Source organism: Pseudomonas sp. JR33AA, assembly GCF_021378985.1.
In the GTDB taxonomy this organism is placed as follows: Bacteria; Pseudomonadota; Gammaproteobacteria; order Pseudomonadales; family Pseudomonadaceae; genus Aquipseudomonas; species Aquipseudomonas alloputida.
On sequence record NZ_JAJSAW010000014.1, the window covers coordinates 1 to 13,236 of the forward strand.

Sequence of the window (13,236 nt, forward strand, 5' to 3'; positions counted from 1 at the left end):
AACGGATGGCCGCCCTGCGCAACCTGGCCTTGCAAGCCAGCAACGATCATGACGCCTGGCTGGCGACGGCCGAATCCCAACACATCGATAATCCCTACAGCCTGGCTGCGGCGCTGGCCTGTTACGACCGCGACGAACGCACCTGTGCCCGCGGCCTGGAAATCTCACTGGCGTTGCTGATTCACCCGATGGGCCAGCCGACACCCGGCACCGAAGATCACGACCGCCGCTTCAAACGCCTGGAGCAATGGCTGGACCAGCACGACAGCCCGCTTTACACCGCCTTGGCGCCGTTCAACCCGTTCAAGGACAAGGCCGATTCGATCGGCTCTTTGTTCGGCGCCAGCGACAACGTGATCGAAGGACTGGCCGGTCGCTTCCCGGCCATGGCGGACATCACGGACCTCACCGCCCAGTCGGTCAATGCCGTCGTGCTCAAACGCCTGCGTGGCCAGACCCGTTGGGACGCCAGCCATGGCCTGCGCCAGCAGGTGTTGCTGGCCGCGCGCGAGGCCAATGCCGAGAAAGCACTGGGGTTGCTGGCGGCGCGCTATCGCATCACCGAGCAGGCCATCAAGGAAAATCCATTTAGCCAGGAGGTGCAGCGGTTTCTGAAGAGCGGCATGGCGCAGGTTGAAGAGATGAAAGCGTTGCGCATCTCAGGAAGCCGCACGGTATCCATCGAGCTGACCACCACTGCGCGCGTGAAACCCAACTTCCTTGGGTTGCTCACCTCCGGCGGTGGTGGCGGTTTAAACGCAGGGATGCTGTGGTTCAACATCTTATCGCTCAAGACGGCCTATAACAGCCTGCAGAAGAGCGATGCACCGGAATATACGATGGGGTTCGCTTCATCGGTGTTCGGGGTGATCGGTGCAGCGGCGGCGACATTGGTCAGCGTGCGGGCTACGCAAAAGGCCGTCATGCTGAGATTAAGCTCAACTGCACCAGGCATGGCCTTTGGCAATGGGCTCATCAAGTTCCTGGGTAGCAATCTGTTTGCCCGATTAGCCGGGTACCCGGCGATTGCATTTAGCCTATTTTCTGACCTATCTAAGGGATTGCGCCAATTCGATAACGGTAACTCTACGGCTGGCAGATACACAATTGCTGGTGGATTAACCATGGCCATTGGCTCTGCTGTCACTCTTGAAGCAGGACTTGCCATTGCGGGCGCTACAACGCTGGTACCCTTTGCCGGATGGGCCGCCGCTGCCCTTGTGCTCGTAGGCGTAGCCATCATAGCAGGAGGCCTCTACCTACACGCCAAGGCACATGAACGCCTTCACAGACCAATAGAACTGTGGGCAGCACGTAGCATATTCGGCAATCGCATCAATGATGGAGAGTCGCACGCCGACATCAACTTGGACTTTGACAAAAAACTGCCTGCTTTCACCTCACTGCAAACAGAAATCAAGGCTTGGCACAATGAACATTATGGACCCAAGCTACTATCCGCCGAGCAGGCCTTATCACTCGGCATAACTAACGTCGACAGCCGATGGCATCAGAATAACCACTGGTCGCCACCAGATTGGACAGCGATCACACATAACAAAGTAATCACATCCCAACCAACCGCTGAGTTCACAGTACTGCTGCCTGGCTTTGTGCTTGGGGTAAGCGAATGGTCAGGAAGCTTGAGCACCCTCCGTGACGACAAAGGAATAAACGTATTCCCAATTTCCCCGACCGGCCACATCGTAGGTGCTGGCCTGGTTCTGCATTTCGAGAACACGCTAGCCAACCAAAATCCTGTCTCACTGCATCTAACTTACCGCGCCAATCAAGGGTTGGAAGAAGACACTGAGACTATGTCACTTTTCCGTCTGGATCACTAATTATGGCAACCATCTGGATATTCAATTCAACGTCATACTCCGGGCATGCACCTGCAATTGGAGGACAATTAGCAAAACTATCCGAGAATACCTTATGCCTGAGAAACCCATGGGTAACAGATTCCGTGTTTATGGGAGAACTGTATTGCGCAATGACGATCACACTATTGATAAGCACTTACCCTTATCTATCCCCCAGCATCTCGAGACTCTACAACGAAGACATTTTATTGATGTTTTTATTTCTAATAACACCCTTCGTGTTCACTCCCTTCCTAGCTTATCGAATTCTCTTTATAAAGGGCCTATCAACCATTTGCCTCAACCGATCAACCCAGAAGATCTACTACCAACGTTTGAGCAAGGTATTTGTGTTTGAATGGAGTAACACCGGAGGTGGCATCTTCAAACGCACCGAATACGGCGGTTCATCATTCAGCACCAGCTATGCCCTCGCCTTCGCCCCCCGCCGGGAAGACGGCAGCCTGCATCAAAAAGACTGCCTCTGGGTCGACAGCAACGAACCCACCGAACCCGGCGTCAAGCATGTCGCCGAAGTGTGGGAATACCTGCGCCACTTCATGGACCACGGCCCGGACAAACTTCCCCCGCCCGGTGAGCCCAACTGGTGGCACAAGCCACTCCACGCCATCTGTCTGACCCCGGCCGAAGCCTGGCGCCACTACGCCCCCTGGCGAACCGGCGAGCCCGGTGAAATGCAGGGTAAAAAGAACTGGCAATTGCCGTTCTGGGCTGTGCTGTTCCCCTACAACCTCTCCGTCGCTCTCTGCTGGTACGGCATCTGCCGCCTGTTCAACGTCCGAGCAGCGCCACCACCACCCGAAGCCTTTGAGGAGGCCCCAGCCCCCGTTAAACCCGGCAAAAGGAAGCGCACATGAAACCCATCGTACTGGTAGGTCATCGTCATAGCTGCCCGTTGCATGGCGAAGGCACTGTGGAAACCGGCGCACGTGCAACATTCGTGGAGGGAAAGGCCGTCGCACGCGTGGGTGATCGCATCAGTTGTGGCGCCGTTATCGAAACCGGCGCTGCCTGCACGATCATCGAAGGCCAACCCGCAGCAAGGGAGGGTGACACTACCAGTCATGGAGGGACTTTGATCGAAGGGGACCAGGGTTGGCTCATAGATTGAACGCCAGTGAGCAACGCCATCGCGTCGCCTGCTTCGCAAGGGCCCGTCCTCACACACATGGCGCCAGCCCGCAGACTGCGCCATGTCTGCATCAATCCAGCACGGGCCGAAGCAATGCCTGTGCCTCATAAAGGGTCGGCAAATACCGCAACCGTATCTCATCAATACTCAACCGCGATGCATGAGTCGTGATGGTAAGCGTCGCTTTCAACTGACCGGCCCGTCCCAGCAATGGCACACCCAGCACCCGCATACCGATTTCATATTCCTGATCAACGATACAGAACCCCTGCTCCTTCACGCGCAACAGCTCAGCGTCCAGCTGCGCCCGGTCAGTCAGTGTGTAAGGCGTCAACGCCCGCAGCGGGTGACGGGCAAAGTATTCGTCCCGCTCCCCCTCATCCAGCCAGGCCAGCCACACCCGCCCGCCGGCCGTGCAATACATCGGTACCCGCGAGCCCGGCCTGATCGACAAAGACGCCACATGGCTATACCGGCTACGCACCAGATGAATGATCTCATCGCCATCGCGGGTACCCACCGATACGTGCTCCTGAGTCTGGCGCGCCACCTGTTCAACGATCGGCCGCAGCATGCGCGGCAGTTGCGCCGAGTCCACATAAGCCTGGCCGATACGCAAGGCCTTGGGGGTCAGCCAGTACTCGCGGCTGTCAGTTTCGGCAAAGCCCTCATGCACCAAGGTCAGCAGAAACCGCCGCACCGCACTGGGCGTAAGGCCGGATAACCTGGCCGCCTGCGGCACACTCAGACGCGGCTGCTCGGCGCTGAACAGTTGCATCAGCGCCAGGCCTTTCTGCAAGCCCGCGATCAGGTCACGGGGATGGATGACGGGTGTGTTCATGCATTCGACTCGCTACCAGAGGAACAAAAACAACCGATTAATGCGATAACCGGATCATGATTGCGATTATCGCATTCAGAGGCCGTTTGACGCATTGTTGAACGCGCCCCTCTGCCTCACCCTTGCCTCCATAACAACGCCAATAAGGAGGTCAGCATGATTCGTGGTTCTACTGAACTGGTCGCCATCGTCGGTTCGCCCATCGCCCAGGTGAAGTCTCCGGAAAACTTCAACACCTGGTTCAACCACAACAACTGCAACCTCGCCATGCTGCCCATCGACCTGCACGAGGCCGCGCTGGACAGCTTTGCGGGTACCCTGCGTGGCTGGCAGAACCTGCGCGGTTGCGTGGTCACCGTGCCTTACAAGCAGGCGCTGGCCAACCGCGTGGACGGCCTGAGCGAGCGCGCAGCTGCCCTGGGTTCGGTCAATGTGATACGTCGCGAGCACGACGGCCGCCTGCTGGGCGACAACGTGGACGGCGCCGGCTTCCTCGGCGCTGCGCACAAGCATGGCTTCACGCCGGCGGGCAAACGGGCACTGGTGATCGGTTGCGGCGGTGTTGGCAGCGCCATTGCCTATGCACTGGCTGAGGCAGGAATCGCCAGCATTACCCTCAGCGACCCCAGCACAGCACGCAGGGATGCTGTCTGCGAACTGCTCGGCAAAGCCTTCCCCGGGCTCACGGTAAGCACACAGTTCAGTGGGCTGGAAGACTTCGACCTGGTGGCCAACGCCTCCCCAGTCGGCATGGGCACTCGCGCAGAACTGCCGCTGTCCGCCGCCCTGCTGGCTACCCTGCTGCCAGACACCCTGGTCGCCGACGTGGTCACCTCACCCGAGATCACCCCGCTGCTGAACCGCGCACGGCAAGTAGGTTGCAGGATCCAGACTGGCCCGCAAATGGCCTTCGCCCAACTGGGCCACCTTGGCGCCTTCATGGGCGTCACCCCGTTGGAGATCTGAGGCCATGACGACGCTGGAGCATACACACAACAGCTTCGACTTGGTTGTGCTGGGCAGCGGTGCCGGTGGTTTTGCCGCTGCCGCCACAGCGGCCCGGCGTGGGCTGAAGGTGCTGGTGGTGGAAAAGGCCGAACGCTTTGGTGGCACCTCGGCGATTTCTGGCGGCGCGGTGTGGCTGTATGGCACCGACCAAGCCCGTGACGCCGGCGCCAAGGATTCCCCCGAGGCAATGCGCACCTATCTCAAGCAGGTCATCGGCGACGGCTACGACCCCGCCTTGGGCGATGCCTTCATCGAGCATGGCCACCAGGCGCTGCGCTGGCTGGAGCAGAACACCGAACTGCGTTATGCCCTGCGCCCACTCTCGCCCGACTACTACCCGGACGCACCCGGTGCCACTGAGTTCGGCCGGGCGCTGGAAATGGTCGAATACGACGGCAAGCACCTGGGCACACGCTTCAAGGACCTGCAGATGCCACCGCCCGGTATGCTGCTGTTCGGCGGCATGATGGTCAACCGCGTGGATATCCAGCATTTCCTCAACATTCGCCGCTCCCCCAGGTCGCTGTGGCATTGCCTGAAGCTGATGACGCGTTACGCGCGCGACCGCCTGCAGCACCCACGCGGCACCCGGCTTACCACCGGCAACGCTTTGATCGCCCGCCTGGCCGCCAGCGCCTTCGCCCACGGCACGCAGTTGTGGTTGCGCAGCGAAGCCGTGGAGCTGATCGCCGAGCGCGGCGTGATCACGGGTGTGGTCGTACAACGCGAGGGCCGCCGTGAGCGGGTAATGGCACGTGGCGGCGTGGTGTGCGCCATGGGCGGATTCGCAGCAGGCGCAATGGCCGCCGGCTACCGCCCTGATCAAAAGGCGCCGCACCTGACCATGTCACCACCGGCCAATGACGGAGCCGCCTTGCGCCTTGCCCAGGCCGTGGCAGCAGCCGAAGGCGAGGGACTGGCGGCCAACTTCTTCTGGGCACCGGTTTCCGAGCTATGTCATGCCGATGGTCAACGTGAGCGCTTCCCGCACCTGGTCACCGACCGCGCCAAGCCTGGCGTGATTGCGGTAGACCAAACCGGACGGCGCTTCGTCAACGAGTCCGACTCCTACCACCACTTCGTGCACACCATGTTCGCCAACGGCATTGCCAGCTGCTGGCTGGTCTGCGATGCCGAGGCAATGAACCGGTACGGGCTTGGCCTGGCGCGGCCCAAGCCCGTCAACAACCAGGCGTTGATCGACGCAGGCTACCTGTATCGGGCCGCCACATCGCAGGCACTGGCACTGGCCATCGGTGTCGATCCGCAGGTGTTTGCGCAAACCCTTGCACAGTTCAACAGCGATGCCGGCAATGGCATCGACCGCGCCTTTGGCAAAGGCGGCAACCGTTACAACCGCTACATGGGCGACCCGCAGCATAGGCCCAACCCATGCTTGGCACCCCTTACCAAGGGGCCGTTCTATGCCATTCGCATACACACCGGCGACCTTGGTTCAGCCCGCGGCCTGGTGACCAACGCCGATGCCAACGTGCTGAACCGCAGCGGTTTGCCGATTCCCGGGCTGTATGCGGTCGGCAACGACATGAACTCACTGATGAAGGGCACCTACCCTGGCCCCGGCATCACCCTGGGCCCTGCCCTCACCTTCGGCTGGCTTGCTGCCAACCACATCACCGCGCGCCTGCAGGCGCCGGCTACCCATACGGAGAACCCGGCATGTACTACGAACTGAGAACCTACACCCTCGACCCATTGAAAATGGCCGACTGGCTAGCCCTGTACCAAAGCCACGCACTCGAAGTCCAGAGCGAACACCTGGGCAACCTGGTGGGCTTTTTCACCAGCGAATTCGGCGACGTCAACCAAGTGGTACACATCTGGGGCTATGCCAGCCTCGACGACCGCATGGCACGCCGCGCAGCCATGGCGGCAGACCCGCGCTGGGCGGAATTCTCGCGACGCAACCGCGAGCTGGGCGCGGTACTGCACCTGCAATCGCGGCTGCTGCGCCCGACCGGTTTCTCACCGCTGCAGTAAGCCACACGCCACCTCTACCAACATCCGAGCGGACCCCTTCCATGCCCCCCCTTGAATGTGACGTACTCGTCATCGGCTCCGGCGCCTCTGGCCTCGCGGCCGCCGTAACCGCCGCGCATCATGGCCTGAAAGTCGTCGTCGCGGAAAAAGCCAGCCAGCTGGGCGGCACCAGCGCCTGGTCGGGGGGCTGGTTGTGGATACCGCGCAACCCTCTGGCCATCGCCGAAGGCATCGTCGAAGCCGACGATGCCCCGGAGCGCTATCTGCGTGCGCAAACCCACACCCACGAGCTGGACCCACGTCAACGCGCCTTCCTGCGCCATGGTCCGGAAATGGTGGCGTTCTTCCAGCAACACACTGCCGTGCAGTTCCAGTGCGGCAGCCGTATGCCCGACATGCGTGAAGGTGATGGCAGTGCACGCGGCGGGCGCTCGCTGTGTGCATTACCTTACGACGGGCGACGGCTAGGGCCTTGGCTGCACACGTTACGCCCACCGCTGGACATCGTCAGCCTGGCCGGCATGGGTATTGCCGGAGGCGCCGACATGGCTGCCTTCTTCAACGCCACACGCTCGCCGAAGGCAGCGCTGCATGTTGGCAAGCGCCTGTTGCGCCATGGCCGAGACCTGCTGCTGCACCGTCGCGGCCTGCACCTGGTCAATGGCAACGCGCTGGTGGCGCGCCTGCTGCGCAGCGCCCTTGATCGTGGCGTGACTGTGCTGACCGAGAAAGCGGCCAGCCGTCTGTTGTTGGGCGAAGAACGGGTCAACGGCGCGCTGTTTGCCGATGGCCAGGCGATCTACGCAAAGCGCGGTGTGGTGCTGGCCTGCGGTGGCTTCCCACATGATCGCCAGCGTATCTCGCAGCTGATGCCGCACGCGCCGGACGGTGACCAGCATTACTCCGCTGCGCCCAGGGAGAATAGCGGTGATGGTTTGCGCCTGGGCGAACAGGCGGGTGGCCGGGTGTCTGCGGCAGGCGCCCATGTGGGCGCCTGGGCGCCGGTATCGCAGGTACCGCACCGCGATGGCCATTTCGGGCATTTCCCACACCTGATCGACCGCGCCAAGCCCGGTTTCATCGCCGTGCGCCGCGATGGTCGGCGCTTCGTCAACGAAGCCGATTGCTACCATGACTTCATGAACGCGCTGTTCGCCGCCACGCCGCAGGCTGAGCAGCCGGAGGCCTGGCTGATCTGCGACCATGCTGCGCAACGGCGCTATGGCATCGGTTGGGCCAAGCCCTTTCCCTTCCCTACCCGCTTCTATCAGCGCAGTGGCTATTTGTATAGCGGCGCCACCCTGGCGCAACTGGCGCAGCGCTGCGGGATCGACGCCGAGCAACTGCAGCGCACGGTGGAGGGTTTCAACCATCACGCAGCACAAGGTGACGACCCTACCTTTCTGCGTGGCGCGTCGGCCTACAACCGGGCCCAAGGCGACCCGCAGCAGGCACCTAACCCGTCGCTTCGGCCGTTGCTGAAGGGGCCGTTCCATGCGGTGAAACTGCTGCCAGGCAGCCTTGGCACCTTCGCCGGCCTGGACACAGACGCCTCGGCCCGCGTGCTGGACCACGCAGGGCAGCCAATACCCGGGTTGTTTGCAGTGGGTAACGACATGCACAGCGTGATGGGTGGGTACTACCCGAGCGGCGGCATTACCCTTGGGCCTGGGATGACCTTCGGGTACCTGGCCGGTAGAGCGTTGAGCGGGGGCTGTGCACATCATTGACGTCGGTAACGCAACCGTTCGATAACCGAACAGTAGCCCCTGTCTTGAATTGACGCTGCCGTCTTCACTGCTCACCATGCACCGGCCTTGCGTGCCCCTGCCTGGGAAACGGTCACGTACCCGTAGCACCGCAGCTGAATACAATTTCAAGAAACGAGCAGTCTATGAACCACTCCAAGATCCCCCCCGTCGCGCCCAGGATGTCCCAGGGCTCGATCGGCGACAAGCTCCGCGGCGCCTTTGGCGTCGGCAAGACCCGTTGGGGCATGCTCGCCCTGGTGTTCTTCGCCACCACCCTGAACTACATCGACCGCGCCGCTCTCGGCATCATGCAACCCGTGCTGGCCAAGGAAATGAGCTGGACGGCGATGGACTACGCCAACATCAATTTCTGGTTCCAGGTCGGCTACGCCATCGGCTTTCTGCTGCAAGGCCGGCTGATCGACAAGGTCGGGGTCAAACGGGCTTTCTTCTTCGCAGTACTGCTGTGGAGCCTGGCCACGGGGGCCCACGGCCTGGCCACCTCGGCGGCAGGTTTCATGGTCTGCCGCTTCATCCTCGGCCTGACCGAGGCCGCCAACTACCCGGCCTGCGTCAAGACCGTGCGCCTGTGGTTCCCGGCGGGTGAGCGGGCCATTGCAACGGGGCTGTTCAATGCCGGCACCAATGTTGGCGCCATGGTCACCCCCGCGCTGTTGCCGCTGATCCTGGCTGTGTGGGGCTGGCAGGCTGCGTTCATCGCCATGGGCAGCCTGGGCCTGGTGTGGGTCGTGCTGTGGGTATTGAAGTACTACAACCCTGAAGACCACCCCCGCGTGCGTCAGAGCGAGGTGCAGTACATCCAGCAGGATGACGAGCCCGAGCCGACCCGCGTGCCGTTCAGCCGTATCCTGCGCCTGCGGGGCACCTGGGCTTTTGCCGTGGCCTATGCGATTACCGCGCCGGTGTTCTGGTTCTACCTGTACTGGCTGCCGCCGTTCCTGAACCAGCAATACAGCCTGGGCATCAATGTGACCCAGATGGGCATCCCGCTGATCATCATCTGGCTGACGGCGGACTTCGGCAGCATCGGGGGAGGCATCCTGTCGTCGTGGCTGATCGGCCGTGGCGTGCGTGCCACTACAGCGCGACTGGTGTCCATGCTGATCTTTGCCTGCACCATGCTCAGCGTCATCTTTGCCGCCAACGCCAGTGGACTGTGGATCGCGGTGGCGGCCATCTCGATCGCAGTAGGCGCGCACCAGGCGTGGACGGCGAACATCTGGAGCCTGGTGATGGACTACACACCCAAGCATCTGGTGAGCACCGTATTCGGCTTCGGCAGCATGTGTGCGGCAATTGGCGGGATGTTCATGACGCAGATTGTCGGCAGCGTGCTGACCGCTACCAACAACAACTATGCCGTACTGTTTACCATGATCCCCGCCATGTACTTCCTGGCGCTGGTGTGGATGTATTTCATGGCACCGCGCAAGGTCGAGAGCGCCTGAGAGCGCTAGCTACTTTCCTCTACGGGGCCCTTGCGGGCCTTTTTTTTGGCTTGGTATTGCTTGAGAAGCGAACAACAAGAATGCAACGTTCGGCGTGCGCAGGTTCACTCAAGAACGTGGCGTAGCCGATGCCATGCGCCACGTTCGCTCGATCAGACTGCGACCAGCACCGCCTTGGCTTTCTCCAGCGCCATGCGCGCGCGCTGTTCGCCGCTGATGCCCTGCTCCAGCAATTGCCGCGTGGGGATTTCCAGGCTCAGCGGCACGCTCGCCGGCAAGGCGCGCAACAAGCCAACCAAGTCGGCATCGCCGTCACCCGGGAAGCGTCGCTCGTTACGCGCCTGGCGCAGGATCTCGTCCATGTCGGCCGGTACCGGGCCAGCAACGTCACACAGTTGGGCATAGCGCATGCGCTGCGGCTTCAGTTGCGCCAGGTCGTCCAGCGAAGAGCCGGAGCGGTTGAAGTGGAAGGCATCCACCAGCACGCCGCCATTGGCGCGGTCGGCGTTGGCCACCACCCGCATGGCCTGGCGCAGGTCCCGTACGTCGGTCCAGGGCATGAATTCCAGGTGAGGGTGAATGCCGTATCGCGCCGCCAGTTCGCACAATGCGGCAAAGCGCTCGGTCAGGCGCGCTTCGTCGGGGTCGTTGCCCGCCACCAACAGTTCAGTGCCCCCCAACTCTGCGCCCACCGCCAGGATCGCTTCGAAATCGGCCACACAGGTTGCCGGTTGAAGACGCAGAATCTCCAGGTCGAGCACCTTGATGCCCGTGTCGCGCAGGCGCACTTGGGTTTGCCGGCGCAGTTCGGTATCGGCTACCAACGGGAAATGCCGCTCCTGCTCGGTGGCTGGCACCAGCCGTAGGCCGACATGGCTGTAACCCGCTCGGGCGGCGGCCTCGACCATGTCCGGTGGAGACAGCTCGAGCACCGTCAGGGCCGCGAGGGAAAAAATTCGATCAGTCATTTATCATCACCAGCAATAGTAGGGTTGCATCAGCCAATGTGCTCGGGCGCGCAAGCACGACCGCTTTGGGCTGCCTGTCGTATCGCTTCGATCAGCGCCAGTGTGCGCCCCCCGTCGGCAGCATCAATCAGCGGCGCCTGTTCACCCCGGGCGACCTGCACAAAATGCTGCAATTGCAGGGTCAATGCCTCGCCGGCGGGGATGCTTTCCGAGCTTTGCAACAGGGGCGTATGCCAGCCCGAGCCTGCTTCGGCGTAATGCCAGCGCTTGAGCTGGGGAATGCTCAGTGCACCTTGGGTACCGGCCAGCAGATAGCACGGCTGGCCATCCTGGCGCGGGTATACGGGGCTTTCGCCAGCGTCCAGCTCCCAGCTCCACGGTGCAGCCACCGCATCGGACCCGGTCAGGCTGCCCAGGGCACCGCTGGCAAACTGCAGCAGCACCGCGGCGCTGTCTTCGTTGGCAAAACCGCGTACATCGTTGCGGGTGAAGGCCTGCACCTGCACCACCTCGCCGCACAGGTAACGCAACAGGTCCAGGTCGTGGATCAGGTTGGTCAGCAAGAAGCCGGCCCCTGGCTCGCGGCGCCAGGGCGTTTCGAAATAGCTGTCGGGCTTTTGCAGTTGCCACAGCGCGGTGACGTTGATCAGACGGCCCAGCTTGCCTTCGCTGATCATCTGGTGCGCCTTGGCGATCAGCGGATTGTGTCGGCGATGGTGCCCTACAAGCACGGGCACACCTCGGCGGCGTGAGGCTTGCACCAGCGCACGCACTTCATCCAGGTTCACGCCCACCGGTTTTTCCACCAGCACCGGCACCCCGGCCTCGACACAGTCCAGGGCGGTGGCGACATGCAGGTTGTTTGGATTGGCGACGATCACTGCCTCCGGGCGCACATGCGCCAACATTTGCCGGTGATCGGCAAAGCAGGGCACGCCGCACTCGGCAGCGAAGGCTTCGGCCTGCGGGCCGGGGTCGGCTACCGCACACAGTTGGGCTTGCGGCACATTGCGCAAGTGCTGGTAATGCTGCCGGCCCATGATGCCGGCGCCAATCAAGGCAATACGAAGGGGTGCATTCAACAGCCTGTCCTCTTGTCATTGTTGTCATGAGATTCTGAAACAAGGTTCCAGATTTCACACTCGACAATTTAGAACCAAGTTCAACTTTTCAGAAGAACGGGCCTAACAGACTGTGCGGTTATCGACCGGAATATTCCTCAGGCGAACAGGTCGCTGGCAGGACTGGCCGCCGACAGCTCATCTGCTGCCGCCAGCAATAGCGGTGCCAGTGCTGTAAGGCGGCTCTGGGCCAGCCGCGCGCTGGGCCCGGCGATGCTCAGCACGCCGATCACTTCGTCACTTTGCGGGCGGCGCACCACAGCAGCCAGGGCTGAGGTGCCAATGGCGGAGGTTTCCTCAACCCAGGCATAACCACGCTCGCGGGCGCGGTGCAGGTAGGCGAGCAGTTCGTCGGTGGAGCGTGGCGCGTTCGGGCCGAACTGATCGGGGTCGGCAATACCTTGGCGCAACACCATCTGCAGTGCCTGCTCATCGTCCAGGCTGGCCAGCCAGGCATGCCCGGAGGCGGTATAGAACAGCGGCGCGTCGCGCCCCATATCCGGGTCGTAGCGCAACCCGGAGCGGGCACCCTGAGACTTGGCGATCCAGGTTTGCCGGGCCCCGTCGATCACCCCAAGGCGCACAAGTTCACCGCTGTCCTGGGCCAGGCGGTCAAGAATCGGCTGGATGATGTCGGCACCGCTGCTGGCGAGGTAACGAAAACCCAGCGCTACCAGCTTGGCCGACAGCTGATAGCGGCTGCTTTCCCGGTTCTGGCGTACGTAGCCCAGCCGCACCAGCTCACTGAGCATGCGGTGGGCAGCGCTTTTCGGAATGTCCAGGCGCTCGGCCAGGGTTTGTAATTGCAGCCCTTGGGGTTCACCGGTAAGGCTTTCTACAAGACTGAAGGCGCGTTCGATCTGACTACCAGCCATGTCACAGGTCCCTGTTTTTTTGCGGATTCTAGAAGATGATTCCACACCGTCGCTACCTTAGCGCACCTCGGGCCACCTCGAATGTTCGATGATCGCCCAGTTCTTGCCGACCATGGGCCGCCCGCCCTTGCAGGACCCTCCACTGCCGATAAGAATATGGAACATCGTTCTAATAAAAACACAG

At 61.9% G+C, this 13,236-nt stretch carries 12 protein-coding genes; 8 read left to right on the forward strand and 4 right to left on the reverse strand.

What is annotated here, in order from left to right; translation table 11 throughout:
* The 3 genes from LVS58_RS19745 to LVS58_RS19755 form a co-directional block, all read left to right on the forward strand.
* The coding region (locus LVS58_RS19745) for a T6SS effector BTH_I2691 family protein (protein ID WP_325175989.1) at positions 1-1,844 on the forward strand (1,844 nt) is incomplete at its 5' end.
* A gap of 2 nt (positions 1,845-1,846) precedes the next feature.
* Positions 1,847-2,743, forward strand: coding sequence for a DUF6708 domain-containing protein (locus LVS58_RS19750; RefSeq protein WP_233692443.1), 897 nt, complete (start codon positions 1,847-1,849; stop codon positions 2,741-2,743).
* Complete coding sequence (locus tag LVS58_RS19755) at positions 2,740-2,997, forward strand: PAAR domain-containing protein (RefSeq protein ID WP_233692444.1); 258 nt, start codon at positions 2,740-2,742, stop codon at positions 2,995-2,997. Before LVS58_RS19750 ends, LVS58_RS19755 begins: the two co-directional genes overlap by 4 nt.
* Before the next feature lie 91 nt (positions 2,998-3,088).
* On the opposite strand, the gene LVS58_RS19760 is transcribed toward LVS58_RS19755, so the two are convergent.
* Positions 3,089-3,859, reverse strand: coding sequence for an IclR family transcriptional regulator (locus tag LVS58_RS19760; RefSeq protein WP_233692445.1), 771 nt, complete (start codon positions 3,857-3,859; stop codon positions 3,089-3,091).
* A gap of 156 nt (positions 3,860-4,015) precedes the next feature.
* Here LVS58_RS19760 and LVS58_RS19765 point away from each other — a divergent pair, with 156 nt between their 5' ends.
* From LVS58_RS19765 to LVS58_RS19785, 5 genes are all read left to right on the forward strand, one after another.
* The gene (locus tag LVS58_RS19765) at positions 4,016-4,825 is read left to right on the forward strand and encodes a shikimate dehydrogenase family protein (RefSeq protein WP_233692446.1); all 810 of its coding nucleotides are present in this window, start codon (positions 4,016-4,018) and stop codon (positions 4,823-4,825) included.
* A gap of 4 nt (positions 4,826-4,829) precedes the next feature.
* Positions 4,830-6,563: an FAD-dependent oxidoreductase gene (locus LVS58_RS19770; protein WP_233692447.1), complete on the forward strand. Its 1,734-nt coding sequence runs from the start codon at positions 4,830-4,832 to the stop codon at positions 6,561-6,563.
* The gene (locus tag LVS58_RS19775; RefSeq protein WP_233692448.1) at positions 6,548-6,868 is read left to right on the forward strand and encodes an NIPSNAP family protein; all 321 of its coding nucleotides are present in this window, start codon (positions 6,548-6,550) and stop codon (positions 6,866-6,868) included. The genes LVS58_RS19770 and LVS58_RS19775 overlap by 16 nt, the downstream gene beginning before the upstream one ends.
* A 41-nt stretch (positions 6,869-6,909) precedes the next feature.
* Positions 6,910-8,598 carry an FAD-dependent oxidoreductase gene (locus tag LVS58_RS19780; RefSeq protein WP_233692449.1) on the forward strand — a complete coding sequence of 563 codons (1,689 nt, stop codon included), beginning with the start codon at positions 6,910-6,912 and terminating at the stop codon, positions 8,596-8,598.
* A gap of 164 nt (positions 8,599-8,762) precedes the next feature.
* The gene (locus LVS58_RS19785; RefSeq protein WP_233692450.1) at positions 8,763-10,088 is read left to right on the forward strand and encodes an MFS transporter; all 1,326 of its coding nucleotides are present in this window, start codon (positions 8,763-8,765) and stop codon (positions 10,086-10,088) included.
* Positions 10,089-10,240: 152 nt separating this feature from the next.
* On the opposite strand, the gene LVS58_RS19790 is transcribed toward LVS58_RS19785, so the two are convergent.
* From LVS58_RS19790 to LVS58_RS19800, 3 genes are all read right to left on the reverse strand, one after another.
* Positions 10,241-11,056 (reverse strand): sugar phosphate isomerase/epimerase family protein, encoded by an 816-nt coding sequence (locus tag LVS58_RS19790; protein ID WP_233692451.1) that lies wholly within the window; start codon positions 11,054-11,056, stop codon positions 10,241-10,243.
* 29 nt (positions 11,057-11,085) lie between these two features.
* Entirely contained in the window at positions 11,086-12,138 is a 1,053-nt protein-coding gene (locus LVS58_RS19795) for a Gfo/Idh/MocA family protein (RefSeq protein ID WP_233692452.1), read from the reverse strand.
* Positions 12,139-12,275: 137 nt separating this feature from the next.
* On the reverse strand, positions 12,276-13,052 hold the full coding sequence (locus LVS58_RS19800) for an IclR family transcriptional regulator (RefSeq protein WP_233692453.1): 777 nt from the start codon (positions 13,050-13,052) through the stop codon (positions 12,276-12,278).
* Positions 13,053-13,236: the final 184 nt, after the last annotated feature.

Coding starts and splice junctions, on each gene's coding strand:
- LVS58_RS19750 (WP_233692443.1), top strand. CDS start 1,847: ATGGCAACCATCTGGATATTCAATTCAACGTCATACTCCGGGCATGCA.
- LVS58_RS19755 (WP_233692444.1), top strand. CDS start 2,740: ATGAAACCCATCGTACTGGTAGGTCATCGTCATAGCTGCCCGTTGCAT.
- LVS58_RS19760 (WP_233692445.1), bottom strand. CDS start 3,859: ATGAACACACCCGTCATCCATCCCCGTGACCTGATCGCGGGCTTGCAG.
- LVS58_RS19765 (WP_233692446.1), top strand. CDS start 4,016: ATGATTCGTGGTTCTACTGAACTGGTCGCCATCGTCGGTTCGCCCATC.
- LVS58_RS19770 (WP_233692447.1), top strand. CDS start 4,830: ATGACGACGCTGGAGCATACACACAACAGCTTCGACTTGGTTGTGCTG.
- LVS58_RS19775 (WP_233692448.1), top strand. CDS start 6,548: ATGTACTACGAACTGAGAACCTACACCCTCGACCCATTGAAAATGGCC.
- LVS58_RS19780 (WP_233692449.1), top strand. CDS start 6,910: ATGCCCCCCCTTGAATGTGACGTACTCGTCATCGGCTCCGGCGCCTCT.
- LVS58_RS19785 (WP_233692450.1), top strand. CDS start 8,763: ATGAACCACTCCAAGATCCCCCCCGTCGCGCCCAGGATGTCCCAGGGC.
- LVS58_RS19790 (WP_233692451.1), bottom strand. CDS start 11,056: ATGACTGATCGAATTTTTTCCCTCGCGGCCCTGACGGTGCTCGAGCTG.
- LVS58_RS19800 (WP_233692453.1), bottom strand. CDS start 13,052: ATGGCTGGTAGTCAGATCGAACGCGCCTTCAGTCTTGTAGAAAGCCTT.